This is a genomic window from Nocardia sp. NPDC059180, assembly GCF_042754945.1.
Classification (GTDB): Bacteria; Actinomycetota; Actinomycetes; order Mycobacteriales; family Mycobacteriaceae; genus Nocardia.
Genome location: NZ_JBHZBU010000002.1, coordinates 655,194 through 668,880, shown reverse-complemented (window position 1 = coordinate 668,880; position 13,687 = coordinate 655,194). Strand labels below are relative to the sequence as shown.

Annotated in this window: 16 protein-coding genes; 11 read left to right on the top strand and 5 right to left on the bottom strand. The window is 64.2% G+C overall.

All coding sequences use genetic code 11. From position 1 onward, the window contains the following. Window positions 1–19 precede the first annotated feature (19 nt). A complete protein-coding gene (locus ACFXNW_RS09100; protein WP_379417091.1) occupies window positions 20–868 on the bottom strand; it encodes an SDR family NAD(P)-dependent oxidoreductase in 849 nt (282 codons plus the stop codon). A gap of 55 nt (window positions 869–923) precedes the next feature. Between ACFXNW_RS09100 and ACFXNW_RS09095 the strand changes: the two genes are divergently transcribed. Further along, window positions 924–1,925 (top strand): alpha/beta fold hydrolase, encoded by a 1,002-nt coding sequence (locus ACFXNW_RS09095; protein ID WP_379417090.1) that lies wholly within the window; start codon window positions 924–926, stop codon window positions 1,923–1,925. A 59-nt stretch (window positions 1,926–1,984) separates the two neighbouring features. Here the strand turns inward: ACFXNW_RS09095 and ACFXNW_RS09090 are convergent, their stop codons facing one another. Then, window positions 1,985–2,857 carry a hypothetical protein gene (locus tag ACFXNW_RS09090; RefSeq protein ID WP_379417089.1) on the bottom strand — a complete coding sequence of 291 codons (873 nt, stop codon included), beginning with the start codon at window positions 2,855–2,857 and terminating at the stop codon, window positions 1,985–1,987. Between the two features lie 479 nt (window positions 2,858–3,336). Here ACFXNW_RS09090 and ACFXNW_RS09085 point away from each other — a divergent pair, with 479 nt between their 5' ends. The 10 genes from ACFXNW_RS09085 (at window position 3,337) to ACFXNW_RS09040 (ending at window position 11,979) form a co-directional block, all read left to right on the top strand. Next, the gene (locus ACFXNW_RS09085; RefSeq protein WP_379417088.1) at window positions 3,337–4,797 is read left to right on the top strand and encodes a recombinase family protein; all 1,461 of its coding nucleotides are present in this window, start codon (window positions 3,337–3,339) and stop codon (window positions 4,795–4,797) included. Window positions 4,798–4,980: 183 nt separating this feature from the next. Then, window positions 4,981–7,272, top strand: coding sequence for a hypothetical protein (locus tag ACFXNW_RS09080; RefSeq protein WP_379417087.1), 2,292 nt, complete (start codon window positions 4,981–4,983; stop codon window positions 7,270–7,272). A 152-nt stretch (window positions 7,273–7,424) separates the two neighbouring features. Continuing rightward, the gene (locus ACFXNW_RS09075; RefSeq protein ID WP_379417086.1) at window positions 7,425–7,829 is read left to right on the top strand and encodes a hypothetical protein; all 405 of its coding nucleotides are present in this window, start codon (window positions 7,425–7,427) and stop codon (window positions 7,827–7,829) included. Then, entirely contained in the window at window positions 7,822–8,175 is a 354-nt protein-coding gene (locus ACFXNW_RS09070; RefSeq protein WP_379417085.1) for a hypothetical protein, read from the top strand. The genes ACFXNW_RS09075 and ACFXNW_RS09070 overlap by 8 nt, the downstream gene beginning before the upstream one ends. A gap of 150 nt (window positions 8,176–8,325) precedes the next feature. After that, entirely contained in the window at window positions 8,326–8,871 is a 546-nt protein-coding gene (locus ACFXNW_RS09065; RefSeq protein WP_379417084.1) for an HK97 family phage prohead protease, read from the top strand. Between the two features lie 12 nt (window positions 8,872–8,883). Next, window positions 8,884–10,212: a phage major capsid protein gene (locus tag ACFXNW_RS09060; RefSeq protein ID WP_379417083.1), complete on the top strand. Its 1,329-nt coding sequence runs from the start codon at window positions 8,884–8,886 to the stop codon at window positions 10,210–10,212. Between the two features lie 93 nt (window positions 10,213–10,305). Further along, window positions 10,306–10,485, top strand: a complete 180-nt coding sequence (locus ACFXNW_RS09055; protein ID WP_379417082.1) for a hypothetical protein — start codon at window positions 10,306–10,308, stop codon at window positions 10,483–10,485. 1 nt (window position 10,486) lies between these two features. Beyond that, entirely contained in the window at window positions 10,487–10,627 is a 141-nt protein-coding gene (locus ACFXNW_RS09050; protein ID WP_379417081.1) for a hypothetical protein, read from the top strand. 308 nt (window positions 10,628–10,935) lie between these two features. After that, entirely contained in the window at window positions 10,936–11,259 is a 324-nt protein-coding gene (locus tag ACFXNW_RS09045; protein WP_379417360.1) for an HNH endonuclease, read from the top strand. 531 nt (window positions 11,260–11,790) lie between these two features. After that, window positions 11,791–11,979, top strand: coding sequence for a hypothetical protein (locus ACFXNW_RS09040; RefSeq protein ID WP_379417080.1), 189 nt, complete (start codon window positions 11,791–11,793; stop codon window positions 11,977–11,979). Between the two features lies 1 nt (window position 11,980). Here the strand turns inward: ACFXNW_RS09040 and ACFXNW_RS09035 are convergent, their stop codons facing one another. The 3 genes from ACFXNW_RS09035 to ACFXNW_RS09025 all read right to left on the bottom strand — a co-directional run bounded on the left by ACFXNW_RS09035 (window position 11,981) and on the right by ACFXNW_RS09025 (window position 13,681). After that, complete coding sequence (locus ACFXNW_RS09035; RefSeq protein ID WP_379417079.1) at window positions 11,981–12,379, bottom strand: hypothetical protein; 399 nt, start codon at window positions 12,377–12,379, stop codon at window positions 11,981–11,983. Between the two features lie 10 nt (window positions 12,380–12,389). Beyond that, window positions 12,390–12,950: a DUF3558 domain-containing protein gene (locus tag ACFXNW_RS09030; protein ID WP_379417078.1), complete on the bottom strand. Its 561-nt coding sequence runs from the start codon at window positions 12,948–12,950 to the stop codon at window positions 12,390–12,392. A 98-nt stretch (window positions 12,951–13,048) separates the two neighbouring features. After that, complete coding sequence (locus tag ACFXNW_RS09025) at window positions 13,049–13,681, bottom strand: hypothetical protein (RefSeq protein WP_379417077.1); 633 nt, start codon at window positions 13,679–13,681, stop codon at window positions 13,049–13,051. Window positions 13,682–13,687: the final 6 nt, after the last annotated feature.

The following is a 13,687-nucleotide window of genomic DNA, read 5'->3' as shown; positions in this document are numbered from 1 at the left end:
ACGGGCTCGCGGGTTGCAGTCACTCCGCGCGCGGTACCCGCCCGTCGACGTCGGTGAATCCGTACTCCTCGGCGAGGTCCGCGACCCGGAAGGCGCGCCCCGTGCGCCGCTTCCGGTCGGGATCGGCGGCCAGAGCCGCTACCGCCCGGCCCGGGAAACGCGGCGTCTCGGCCGCATTGAGATCGAAGGTGCCTTCGCCGGGCAGCGTGACCTGACGTTTGCCTTCGGCGTCGGCAGGAATCATTTGCAGCAGTTCGGTATCCACGATGCCAGGCCACAGCGACACTACGGTCACGCCGGAATCGGTGAGTTCATGCGCCATATCGGCGGTGAGCCGGTCCAGGGCGGTTTTGGCAACGCCGTAGACGGCGTTGTGCATGTAGCGTTCGGCGCCGGGGGAGGAGATATTGACGATCAGCCCGCCCGATTCCCGCAGCAGCGGAGCGGCGAACACGCCGGCGGCGTAGTGCGAGCGAACCCCCACGTCGAAGGTCTCGTCCCACGCGGACGGCGGTACTTCCCAGAACGGTTTGCCGAGCCAGCGAGCCGCGGCGGGGGAGTTGTAGACGTTGTTCACCAGCACATCGAGCCTGCCCTGCTCGGAGCGCACCATGTCGAACAGGCGCGCGACGGCGTCGTCGTCGCGGTGATCGCAGATGTAGGGGATACCGGTGCCGCCGAGTTCGTCGATCTGGATGGCTGTGTCGTGCACGGTACCGGGGAGTCTGCCCGCCGTGACCGACCGACCGGTGACGTACACCGTCGCCCCGGCCGCACCCAGTTCGAGGGCGATGCCTTTGCCGATGCCGCGGCTGGCTCCGGTGACTACCGCGACCCGGCCGTCTAGTTCTGCAGGTATTCCGCTCACGGTCTCGGGACATTACCGTGAAACTGAAACGCGTTCTAGTGTTCGGGAGGTTGTCGTGGATGTAACGCATCGGTTCGTAACGACCAAGGGCGTGCGGCTGCACGTGGCGGAGCAGGGTGCGGGCTATCCGGTGGTGTTCTGCCACGGATTCCCGCACACCTGGTACGTCTGGCATCGGCAGATGGAGGCGGCGGCGAAGGCGGGCTTGCGCGCGCTTGCCCCGGATATGCGCGGATACGGCCGTACCGGCATCCCCGACGACGCCGACGCCTACACCAACGAGGCCGTCATCGGTGATCTGCTCGCGCTCCTCGACGATATCGGCGCAGACCAGGCCGTGTTCGTAGGCCTTGATTTCGGTGCCGCGCTGCTGTGGGAGCTGGCATTGCGTGCGCCGGAGCGGGTGCGCGGCCTGGTGGTGCTGAACAACCCGTTCACTCCGCGCGCGCCGCGCGTGCCGTCGAGCTACTGGTCGCGGATGGCGGAGAAGCACTTCTTGCACCTCGAGTACTTCCGTGAGCCCGGTGTCGCCGATGCCGCGCTGGCTGCCCAGCCGCGCGAATTCCTGGCTCGGGTGTACTACGCCCTCAGCGGTGACTACCACTATCTCGACACCTGGCGAAACCCTCCGGGCATCAGCTACCTCGAGGCGCTGCCACAGGCGCCCACGCTGCCGTGGAGCTGGCTCTCGACCGACGAATTCGACACCCTAGCCACAGAATTCGAACGTACCGGCTTCACCGGCGGACTGAGCTGGTACCGAGCCATCGACCGTAACTGGGAGCTGACCGCCGACTATGCCGGCGCTTCTGTCGCAGTCCCGGTGTATTTCGTCTACGGCGAGAACGACCCCGATATGGAGGGTTTCAGCGGGCGTGACCCGCTCGAGACCATGCGGGCGTATGTGCCTGACCTCCGGGCGGTCGAAAAGATCGGCGGTGCTGGTCATCTCGTCCAGCTCGAGCGCGCCGACGCGGTCAACGCCTTCTTGCTCAGCAGCCTGGGTGACCTCGGAGTCGCCGCACCATTCGCCGAGAATCGGGCAGATTCGGCGTAGCTGATGAATGAACTGTCCAGCGTCGACGCGACCCGAAACCGGACCCACTGCCGAGTAATTCATCGGAAGTAGATGTAGTCCTGAACCCAGTGGAAGCCTCGGTTGCGGAGGGTGAAGCTGTCCAGGTCTACGCGTTCGAGGGTGATCACTACCGGGCGGTTGTGGAGGGTGCCGCGTAGGAGTAGTTGGTCTGGGGTGGGTTGTTCGTGGGACAGGGTGGCCAAAGGTGTTTGGGGAACAGCGGTTTCGGTTGTCCTGAGTTCCAGGGTCCCGTTGGGCAAGAACGTGGCGGCGGCGGGGATGAGGTCGCCGTCCATCTCTTGGTAGGTTGCCTGTTCGGGGTCATCGAAAACTAGTCGTTGCCAGCGGATTTCGTTGGTGGTCAGTGGGAGGAGAGATTGGCCGTCGAGGGTGAGATCGCGTACGTTCCAGATGCCGTACAGCTCGGATTTGGGGCTGTGCGGGCCGTACTGTTCTTGCCAGACCCGCCAACGGTCGGAGCTGCTGTCCAGCGCGATGCAGAGGCCGATAGCCACCGTAATCCACAGCGCGATGCGGTTCTTCCGGTCGTCGGCGAACAGCGCGGGTTGTGTCAGCGGCTCGCACGCGCGTTGCCGCACAAAGACATCGACCAGTCGCCGCAGATACGGGGCGAGCAGGATCAGGCTGATCAGAAGCAGGTGCGAGGCGAGCAGTTTCTCCGGTATGTCGTAGGACATGTTCACCAAGAGGATTTGCGCGGTGCTGCCCAGACTCAACGCGGCACCGAGCACCGCGGTCCGAGGCACGAACAGCAACAGCCCGGCCACGACCTCCACTGCGCCGATCGTGATCTCATACGGATAACAGCTGCCGACCTGCAACCACAGCACCGAAGCCGGGCTCAGATCGCCGTACGGTTGCAACAGCTGGGCCAGCTCGGGCCCTGGCATCTGCGTGGGGATCAGCTTGGCGAACCCGAGGTGACGGTTCCCGAGTCGGGTGCGTTCGTATCGACTCGCCGATCCAACTTTTCCGTGGGGGCGGCGAGGACGGCGGACCCGCCCCGGCGAGGTCCGGTTCGTGCTGGTTGACGCTGTTTCATGCCTTCAGTCAAAGCAGCGTGGTGTTGTAGGCGCGTATGTAGTTTTCGATATGCCCGCGATATGTCCCGGCCGACAGAATCGAGAGGCTATGCGGTTAGGAGGTGTACCCGGCCCGGCGAGTGGTGGCCCGTGTGCCGTGGAAGGCGACGTCCATAATCGTTGGGAGGTAGCGCGGTCAGCGCGACAAGCAGCAGAGGAATACCTACCCCGCGAGGCCTACCACGCTGACCCTTGCCCTGCACTTAGAGCGGCTACCAGTACTGATGCCGCTGTCGGCCAGATTGTTGGGGTACGCTCGAATGTAGCCTTCACCTGGAGATATAGCAATGGTCAATAATCAAGATCAGCGCCGCGCCGTCGTCTACGCCAGAGTCAGCAAGGATCGCGACGGCCGCTCGACATCGGTGAATGATCAGGTCATGGACTGCCGGGCCGTGGTCGCACAACACGGCTGGGAACTCGGCAAGGTCATCCGCGACGAGGGCCTGAGCGCCTCCAGCTACGCCACCAAGGACCGGCCCGGCTATCGGATGCTGCTCGACGAACTCCGGTCCGGCGACGCGCTGGTGGTCTGGGAGCCGAGCAGGGCCACACGCAAGCTGTCGGACTGGGTGGAACTACGCGACCTCTGCGCTGCCCGTGGTGTGCTGCTGGTCGCCGGTGGCAACGTCTATGACCTCACGCGACCATCGGACCGGCTCAGTACGGGCATCAGCGCTGTCACCGCCGAGCACGAGTCCGACCGGACCAGGGAGCGTATCCAGCGCGAGAAGCGCTACGCCGCCGAACGTGGTGCCGCGCTGACCGGGCTGGGCTTCGGCTGGGTGCGCGTGTTCGATCCCGACGGCCGCTCACGCTGGGAGGTCGACCCGGTGGCCGGTCCGGCGATCCGTGAGGCGGTGGCGTCGATCCTGGCCGGGCGCTCGTTGGCATCGGTCGTGCGGGACTGGAACGCGCGAGGGGTGGTGCGGCCGAGCGGGCAGGCGTGGAACATCGCGAAGGCGCGGCAGTCACTGCTACGGGCATCGCTGGCGGGGTTGAGGACCCATCAGGGCATCGTCACGGGTCCTGGTGCGCTGTGGCCTGCGATCATCACCACCGACGAACACCGGGCGCTGACCGCGCTGCTGACCGATCCGGCCCGTCTGCACCATGACGCCGGGGGGCCGAGGGCGCGGCATCTGTTGTCGGGTATCGCGGTCTGCGGCGAGTGTGGCGAGAAGGTGGCGCTACGGGCACAGGGGGCCGCTTACGCCTGCCGCACCGGCCACAGCTACCGCGCGAAGAAGCAGCAGACCGACGACCATGTGGTCCGAGAGGTGTTGCGGGCACTGTCCGACTGGCGGGCCGACACCTTCCTGTTCGATGTCGTCGAGGACGAGCACGGGGAGTCGGTGGTGGGTGGTGTGCCGGATGAATCATTGTCGGCGCGTGTGGAATTGGCGACGTTGCGGAAGCGACTGGAAGATGCGGCGAGTTCCTATGCGGCAGGCGAATTGAGTGCGGCGATGCTGTCCCGAGTCGAAAAGGGTCTGCTGACACAGATTTCCGAGGCAGAGAAGCGCGCGGTACCGAAAACGGTTCATCCGTTGCTGGCGGCGATATCGAAGGACCCGGCGGCGCTGTGGCAGTCGCTGTCGCTGGACGAGAAGCGGACCGTCGTGAAATTGACTGTGCGGGTGACGATTCTGGCGACGGGCAGGCGCGGTAAGGGTTTCGACCCGGAATCCGTTGTGGTGGAGCGGATATTGACCGACCGGACCGCGTTGACGGCGGCGCTGACGTAGAGAGAATCACTCTCTGGAATCATTCCATTTATTTATAATACGAACGGACTTACAAGAATTCGCATTAATTAACGCCGTTTACCATGCACCGATCCCGGAAAATGTCCGCCACCCCGGCCAGAATGAGAGAAGCCCCCCAGGACCACTTGGAGGGCTTTCTCGAACCAGGCGGAGGAATCGCCAATGACAGATATTCTACCCAGCGGAACCGACATTTTCCGGGAACCGGACACCGATACCCTCGACTATCTAGACCATGTCTTCGGCACCGACACCGGGCACGCCTATCTGCTGATCCAGCAGCGGGGCAAGAGCAGGGGCGGCGAACGCCCACGTCGTCGTCGCTGGCCCGCCGAGCGCGAGAACCTGGCGCGACTCATCCGCGGCCATGACGGCAATGTCTGGGCCTGCCCCTATCTGATGCGCACCGACTACGACCCGAGCGGACACAAGAAGACGGGCCGGGTACAGCGCAACGCGGTGGCGCGCAGGCGGATTCACTGTGACGCCGACACCCCCGGACCGGACCATGCCGAGATCGCGCGGGCACTTCACGGGTGGGCGGTCGAATCGAGCCCCGGTAAGGCGCACATCTATATCGAGGTCACCCGCGAACTCACCTACGATGAGCACCACGCGCTGTGCAAGGCCCTGTGTGCCCGTATTCCCGGCGGCGACCCATCGAAGGTGACGGACGAGAATCTGTTGCGCCCGGTCGGTGCCTCCAACCACAAGACCGATCCGCCGTCGCCGGTGGGCTTCCTGGTCCATCCGAACGAGGCCACGCCCTGGGACCCCGACGCGCTCGCCGCCGAGCTGGGTATCGACCTCACCGCCGACGCCGACGCTGTGCACGCACCGACGACACCGACCGCTGTAGCCGCCGACGTGGCCGCGTTCATCACGCGGTGGGCCGCCCCGAACGACCGGGACCTCGAGCACATCGCGGCGACCCTGGAGCTACTGAACCCCGACAACCGGCACGGTACGGCGCAAAAGACGCTGAACATGGCCTGCGAGGAAATGGGTGCAGGCATGGTGTCGTCGGCGGTGCTGGACGCGGTCCGGAAGTGGTTCGACCTGGCGAAGCCCGAGCAGGCCCCCGACGAGTTCTCGGACATGCTGGCGCACTCGGTCGGCAAGGCACTGGCGAAGACCCCGGCCGAACTCGATGCCATCGCCGAGCGCGCCCGTCTCAAGGTGAGGTGCTGGGCGGAAGACGAACGGATCTTCGCGATCCTCGCGCCCGAGTGCACACAGCGAGTGGAGGAGGAGCACGACGGGGAGATCTATGTGAAGTGGGTGGTCGAGTCTTCCGCGCCCGAGCCCGTGACCCCGATCGCGCTGGACGAAGTGCACGCCGTGTTCCGTAAGTGGCTCGGCAATGACTACGACCTGGATGCCCTGGACGTGGTGCTGGCGGCTGCCGCGGTGGAACGACTCGACGGTGATCCGCTGTGGGTGCTGCTGGTGTCCGGGCCGGGCAATGCGAAGACGGAGACCGTGCAGGCACTCGCCGGCGCCGGGGCGATCATCGCCTCCACCGTCGCGTCCGAGGGGGCTCTGTTGTCGGGGACGGCGCAGAAACAACGCGCCAAGAATGCGACCGGCGGCCTGTTACGGAGCTTCTGCCCCGGCGGGGTGCTGGTGGTGAAGGACGTCACCACGCTCCTGTCGATGTCCGGGGATGCACGGGGGCCGGTCCTGGCAGCGCTGCGGGAGATCTATGACGGCAAATGGGTGCGCAATGTCGGCGTGGACGGTGGCCGGACCCTGGAGTGGGTGGGCCGGATCGCGATCGTCGGGGCGGTGACCACGGCCTGGGATTCGGCGCATTCGGTCATCGCGGCGATGGGTGACCGTTTCGTGCTGCTGCGGATGGACTCGCGGACCCCGACCGTGCGTCGTGCTGCCGGTAGACGCGCCCTGTCGAACACCGGGCACGAGGTCGAGATGCGCGCCGAGCTGGCCGCCGCCGTCGCGGGTGTGCTGGCCGGTGTCGGAGACGGGACGCCGCCCGTTGTGGAGGACGCCGAACAGGAGAGGCTGTTGGACGCGGCGGACCTGGTGACGCTGGCGCGCACAGGGGTGGAGCGCGACTACCAGGGCAACGTCATCGACGCCCACGCGCCCGAGATGGCCACCCGATTCGCCAAGCAGCTGTTGCAGGTCGTCCGCGGCGGCCTGGCGATCGGGTTGTCATCGGTGGAGGGCGTGCGGCTGGCGATCCGCTGCGCGGCCGATTCCGTCCCACCGCTGCGGCTGGCGATCCTCCGGGACCTTGCCGCCCATCCCCACAGTTCGACGCAGGAGGTCCGGAAGAGGCTCGGCAAGGCACGGAATTCTGTCGACCGGGAGTTGCAGGCGCTGCACATGCTGGAACTGCTGGAGTGCGACGAAATGGAAATCGGTCCCGATCGAACCCGGTGGTTCTACACCCTCGCGGCTGAAGTCGATCTGTCGGTTTTCGACTAGGGAAATATGTTCCAGATTCTGCTGCCATGCACACATGTACATAGAAAAGAGTGTCTGACCAGGCGCTGAGGAGAACAGGAGAAGTCTCCACACCCACACAGCAAAATCTGGAACACATTTTCCAAGATCACGAATTGAACGGAGAAATGATCATGGCACGCTGCAACAAGATCGTTCCCGGCGACCTCACCCTGCGCTGCCAGCGCTCGCGACACCACGTAGTCGACCCCGCCGAGAACCAGACACATCTCACCTGGGAGCCGAGCATGAAAGTCACCTGGACGAGTGATCAGGATGTGGAATACCACGACCCGCCGACCGGCACGAGGACGACGAGCAGACCCTGGCCACGACGGCGCAAGTCCACACCGCGCACGAAGCCGATGCCGACCGTCCGCCGCCGCTACGAACTCACCACCGCACGCGAATTCGACGACGCCGAACGACTCGACCGCGCCCGGCTCCGATTCCAGCAAGCCACCGCCACCGACTTCGACCCGCAAGGTCTGGCCAACCTCGCTGCCGCGATCGACCGAGAGGACCAAGATCATGCCTGACTGCCGCGACGACACCCCCGACCACAACTACACCCGCGACAGTCTGATCAGTGAATTCGAGGCCCTGAGTCGTGGCTACGCAGCGCTGGGCTCACCACGCGAGGCGAACCTCCCCCTCGCGCTGGCGGGCATCCTGGCGGGCAATACGAACTATCAGGCGGCGCTGGGTATGTTCGCAACCGAGGTCGGCTCGGGATTCACCGCCCGACTGCTCGCCGCAGTGGCGCACCGCTACCGGGACACCCCATTCGCTGGCGAGTTGATCGACGGACTGGCCGACATGATCACCACCGCCGCGACCGACTACCAGCGCGTCCCCGACCACATCCCCGAGGACTGGGTGTAAGAGCGCCACACCCCTACCCCGTACCTGTATTTGAGCTAGACTGATATCAGCTCGGCACTCGCAGCCAGCGCCGGAACAACCCGGACGAGAGCGCGATCGCCACGCAGATTCCGCCGAGAACCGGCATGCGTAGGAAACCGAGCGACGATCATGATCGAAGTACTGCACCGATCCGCGCCTATGGGCGACACCACCGGCCGCACCGTCCACGGCACCGTCGTGCCGTATGGCGAGATCGCGACCGTCCGTGACTTCCCCAGTGGCCGAAGCTACCGGGAGCGGTTCCAGATGGGGGCCTTCGCACGCAGTATCGAACAGCGCGGGCACAAGATCCGTTTGCTGATCCAGCACTCCGAGCGATCCCTGCCTGTAGGCCAGGCTGTGGAATTAACCGAGGTCTCCACCGGCCTGCGCGCTGTGTTCCTGATCAGCGACACCACCGCTGGCAACGATGCGCTGACCCTGATCCGCGACGGCATCATCGACTCGTTCTCTATCGGCTTCTCACCGATCCGCGACCACATCGACTCCGACGGTGTCGTGGTACGGACCGAGGCAGCGATGCGCGAGGTGTCCTTGGTGACAACCTCTCCCGCGTACAGCAAGGCGCTGATCGCCGGTGTGCGTACGCAGGATGTCCCGGTCATCGACATCGACTCGGCTCGGCGGATATTCGCTATCGAATTCGAGATGTAAGGCACAGAACCAATGACACTCAAGGACTCCAACGGGCGGGTACTCCAGCTCGACCAGATGAAGAAAGAACGGGCACAGCTCGAAACCGAGGCACGCGCCATTCTCGCCAGGGCCGACGGGCAGGACATCGCGGGCAACGATGCCGAGCGATTCGACGAGATCGCGGACCGGGCGAAGCTGCTGCGGCAGAACATCGAACGCATCGAGAACCGCGCCGAGGAGGTCAAGCGCCTTTATGCGGCCGATCCGAACAGCTCACAGTTCGCCAGCGGCGGCGGCGGTGATCACCGGCACGAGCGCGACGAGGCCACCTACCGGGCCTCCAGCCCCGCACCGAAACTGGCCGGTGAGGCGATTCTGACCCGAGAGCAGAAGGTCAGCGACTGGAGCCGCGACAACGGCCACACCACCGACGAGGGCGGCAATTTCGGCCTCTACCTCCGCGGGCTGGCAACGGGCAACTGGCACAACGCCGTACACGAACGCGCCATGGTGGAGGGCACCCTGTCTGCCGGAGGCCACGTCGTGCCGACTCCGCTGGCGAACAAGGTCATCGATTTGGCCCGCAACGCAACCCAGGTCGTCCGAGCCGGTGCGATCACCGTTCCAATGAGTTCCGCAACCCTGAAGGTGCCACGGCTTTCCGGTGAAGGCGGACCCTCCTGGAGGAACGAGGGCGCGGCGATCACGGCGGGCGATCTGTCGTTCGATGCTGTCACCTTCACCGCGCGTAGCCTGGACCGTCTGGTGGTGCTATCTCGGGAACTGTTCCAGGACTCCGATCCTGCCGCCGGTGACATTATTGCCAGGTCATTCGCGGCACAGATCGGTGTGGAACTCGACCGGGTCGCCTTGCGCGGCAGTGGATCTGCACCCGAACCGCGTGGCGTGCTCAACACCGCCGGGATCACCACCACCACCCACGGTGCGAACGGCTCGGCCATCGCGAATTACGACTGGTTCGTCGATGCGGCGGGGGCGGTGCGTAACAACAACTACGAGCCCACGGCCCACATCGCCGCACCGAGGACGGGCACGTCACTGTCGAAGCTGAAGAACAGCCAAAACGACTATCTGGTACCGCCTTCCGGGATGCTGCCGCTGTATTTCACCAAGCAGGTGCCGGTCAACCTCACCACGGGGACCAGCAACGACACCTCCGAAATCTATACGGGGCAGTGGGATTTGCTGGCGATCGGCATCAGGCATGGTTTCGAGATCGAGTTACTTAGAGAGCGCTTTGCGGACAATGGGCAACTGGCGTTTGTGGCGCACCTCCGGGCCGATGTGCAGGTACTCCAGCCCGGGGCATTCTCGGTCGACACCGGAGTGAGGGCCTGATCATGGACTACGACGCGAAGCTGATCGAGATGTTCGGGGACGGCTACACGGTCGAGCTGGTGGATGTCGACGACGAGAAGGACTGAGCCGGTCATGAGTTTTGAGGTACTGCGCCAGGTCCGCCGATACAACGAGCGTGCCTTCGAGCAGGAACAGAACCGCGTGCTCGCCGAGATGGACAGCGCTATGGACGAACCCGGCCCGGACTCCCTGGTTCGCGAGGGGCTCCCGATCGAAGACTGGCGGGCTCTCCCCGACCCCGAGGAGGCGTGACATGAACCTCCGGCTGAAAGTGATCATGCGGGCACCGGTCTGGACCCCCGATCCGGAAACCCCGGACTGGCTGCGACGCAACGGCTATCACCACGACAAATTCGTCGCCCTGCCGAAGCACAAGGAACCGGTAGCCGCGTAACACAATTGCACAGAGACTTCGGTTGCGGCATCACCGCCGGTACTTCGAGGTACTTCTTCCCGGCGTGGCGGACCGAAAACCACACCCCCGGCAGGGGTTCCTTGCCTCCTTGTCTGCTCCTGCCGGGGGCCTGTGGCACAACACCTACACCCGCGAGAACAGGCAGGCCGATGTGGCTATCCTGATGGCGCTATCGCTGCATGAGCTGATCTACCTACGTGAAATGGCTTGGCGTGCTGGCAATACGACCGCTGTCAACCTCCTGGATCAAGTACTCGACGCCAGGCACGAATCGCATTGCCCCAACCATGAATCCAGCCCGAGTAGTCGTCATGAGTCGTAGCCGCCGCGTTAACCCGATCTACAAAACCCGCGAGTGGGCCGAATTACGTGTGTGGGCAAAAACGTTCCTGCCCTGGATATGCCACGTCTGTGAGGAACCCATAGCGCCCCACCTCTCCGGACGGCATCCACGTGGCTGGACACTCGATCACGTGTTACCTGTGCGTACCCACCCACACCTGGCCTACGACAAGTCAAACCTGAAACCAGCACACTCACGCTGCAATGGAATACGCACTGCCACACTGGTAGCAGACATGCAGCGTGTGAAGACATCACGACGTTGGTAGTGCACCACACCACTACTGCACCGCACCTAGCCTGCCTGCCCTGCACCCACCTGCACCCACACCACCTACCTAGTCAGTGCTCTGTGTTGCCTTGCATGCATCATGACCTTGATTGCCTGATCAACCTGAATCAAGTTCAATCATTCATAAACGAAACAAAATGATCGTTCTCATGTGGTGGACAAACGGCATGTATGTGGTCAGGACCCGAGGGCCAGCGCTGACGTAGTGATTCACTACAGCCCACTTACCTGCACCGATACCCTGTCGAACCGTCACTACCTGCTCGCTGCCATGATCAACCGCTGTCCACTTGAACGCACACACCTCACCACGGTCGACCTGTGGCTCCACCTACCCACAGCATGCATGCCGAGCACGGTGGAGGACGCCCGACTCTTCCCACCCATGGGGGGGCTATCGGCATCCGTTGTCGCGCAAGGCTTCTCGGACGCGTTCGTCGCGCGATTTCTCCCTCTAGCTCTCCCTAGTGCAAAAACGCTCTGACCTGCGGTTATGTACCCTGGACTCATGAGTACACGGAGCAGGCTGAACGCCCTATTAGGGCCGGACAAGTACGTCGATTTGCGCGCCGAGGTGGCCCGAGCGGGTGAGGTTCCCAACCACAAGCTGGAGGAGATCATCACGGCGCTGGAGGACGGGAAGACGGACGAGGCGAAACGGCTGATACAGCGACTGCACATGTATCGGCGGCGGTGACCTACCGAACGCCATCCCCGGCGTTATTGACGCCCGCCGCGTTGTCCTGGTCGGCCTGTTGGAGCTTGCCGATCGATGCCGCGTAGGTGTCGCGCATGAGTTCCACGATCTTGATTGCCTCGTCCAAGCGTCCCACCGCGCTCGCGGACTGTTCGATGTCGGCTCCACCGGTCGCCACGGCCGCGAACTTGGCCTGGAGGGCCTTTGCCGACTCGAGTCCGCCGAACCCGCTGACATGGGCGAGATTTCGAGCATCGTCGCGCAGGTCGAGCAGCTCCAGCCGGAACGTCTCGCAGCGGTCGCGCAGAGCGGCACCGATCTGGTCGTCCATCTTCAGCTCGCCAGCGATCGCCTTCTGCTTCATGTCTGTCCAGTGCTGAAACGCGTTGTCGTCGGCCATTGTGTCCCCCCTATTTCGGCAGATTCGGTTCGAGCCGGGCCGCCTGCTCGACGGCAAGATCACACATGTCGGGCATCGCCGACTCGGAGCCGCGCCAGGTCACCGCGATTTCGAACATCCCTTGTGCGGCGGGCATGGCGGCATAGCAGCGGTCGCGTTTGGTGTCGCTCTTGTCGTACAACGTCACACCGGAACGCGGGCCGATTGTCACGTTCTCGAAGCCGGTCAGGTTGTCGTTCTGCCGCGCCTCGTCGATGGTGTAGCTGGTCGAAAAGACGTCGACGCGGACGGTGGCGCTGGAATCGGTCGGCTTCCATGAGCAGATACGCCAATCAGCCTCACCGGACGGCGGATCAACAGACGTGCGTTCGGTGCTGGGATCCAGTCCCGCGTCGGTCAGCGCCTGCTCGCTCAGATCCGAACAGGGATTGAACAGCTCGACGGCGGCCGCGGCGCTGGCTACGTCGGACGTGGTGGTGGTCGGCGTCCCGTCCGTGGTGTCTCCACATGCCACTGTGCCCAATGCGACCGCGCCGACAACAAGTCCCGACAACACGATTCGGTTTCTCATCCCGCCCCTTCACTGACCGCATGACACGACGGCCCGAACCCTACCGCATGGCGTACAGGAGCACCCCCCCGACCGAAGCCAGAGGGTGCTGGTCGCGATCAGCGTTCGCCGAGTAGTTTCTGCCCGTGGCGCTGCTCGTACTCTTCGAGGACCCGCCGCATGATCTCCGCGCTGTGGTCTTCCTCGCGCTCGATTTCTTCTACGCTCAGTCCCAGCCATTCCTCGGGAGTGTTTTCCTCAAGGTACAGGCGCGCGTCCTCGGGTAGTTCCACTGCGGCACCCAGCCGACGCAGGCCCTTTACGACCCTGTAGTCGTCGGTGAGTGAGAGGGCCATGATGAGATCCGACAGAGTTTCCACGAGAGGAGCGGGTACAGGCTGGATCGCCGCCAGGGCTGTGCAATGGGCGGTTAGCGCGTCTTCCACAGCGGTCGTGATCCACGCGTAGTCGTCGTCGTTCATGACGCGCTCCGGTCGTGGTGCCGCTGGCAGACCCGCATACCGGCGCCCGGCGGTGCGGACGTATACGAGAATCGGCCACGGCGTCGACGGGTCCTCGAGCGGGATCGAGCCGACCGCCCACTTGTGTGAGTTCTGGCGCATGATCATGTAGGCGTACGGGCCGACGTCCTCGCAGAAGTAGGTTCCGGCAACCGGATGGCGCCAAGGCAATGCGGACGCTGTCCTGTCCATGACTGTGTATCGGTGCTGGTCGAGTTGCTGTGACATCATCGCGGG

Bases quoted from the DNA above. Each gene is read 5' to 3' on its own strand.
- ACFXNW_RS09090 (WP_379417089.1), bottom strand. From the start codon at position 2,857: ATGCCAGGGCCCGAGCTGGCCCAGCTGTTGCAACCGTACGGCGATCTG.
- ACFXNW_RS09085 (WP_379417088.1), top strand. From the start codon at position 3,337: ATGGTCAATAATCAAGATCAGCGCCGCGCCGTCGTCTACGCCAGAGTC.
- ACFXNW_RS09080 (WP_379417087.1), top strand. From the start codon at position 4,981: ATGACAGATATTCTACCCAGCGGAACCGACATTTTCCGGGAACCGGAC.
- ACFXNW_RS09075 (WP_379417086.1), top strand. From the start codon at position 7,425: ATGGCACGCTGCAACAAGATCGTTCCCGGCGACCTCACCCTGCGCTGC.
- ACFXNW_RS09070 (WP_379417085.1), top strand. From the start codon at position 7,822: ATGCCTGACTGCCGCGACGACACCCCCGACCACAACTACACCCGCGAC.
- ACFXNW_RS09065 (WP_379417084.1), top strand. From the start codon at position 8,326: ATGATCGAAGTACTGCACCGATCCGCGCCTATGGGCGACACCACCGGC.
- ACFXNW_RS09060 (WP_379417083.1), top strand. From the start codon at position 8,884: ATGACACTCAAGGACTCCAACGGGCGGGTACTCCAGCTCGACCAGATG.
- ACFXNW_RS09055 (WP_379417082.1), top strand. From the start codon at position 10,306: ATGAGTTTTGAGGTACTGCGCCAGGTCCGCCGATACAACGAGCGTGCC.
- ACFXNW_RS09050 (WP_379417081.1), top strand. From the start codon at position 10,487: ATGAACCTCCGGCTGAAAGTGATCATGCGGGCACCGGTCTGGACCCCC.
- ACFXNW_RS09045 (WP_379417360.1), top strand. From the start codon at position 10,936: ATGAATCCAGCCCGAGTAGTCGTCATGAGTCGTAGCCGCCGCGTTAAC.
- ACFXNW_RS09040 (WP_379417080.1), top strand. From the start codon at position 11,791: ATGAGTACACGGAGCAGGCTGAACGCCCTATTAGGGCCGGACAAGTAC.
- ACFXNW_RS09035 (WP_379417079.1), bottom strand. From the start codon at position 12,379: ATGGCCGACGACAACGCGTTTCAGCACTGGACAGACATGAAGCAGAAG.
- ACFXNW_RS09030 (WP_379417078.1), bottom strand. From the start codon at position 12,950: ATGAGAAACCGAATCGTGTTGTCGGGACTTGTTGTCGGCGCGGTCGCA.
- ACFXNW_RS09025 (WP_379417077.1), bottom strand. From the start codon at position 13,681: ATGATGTCACAGCAACTCGACCAGCACCGATACACAGTCATGGACAGG.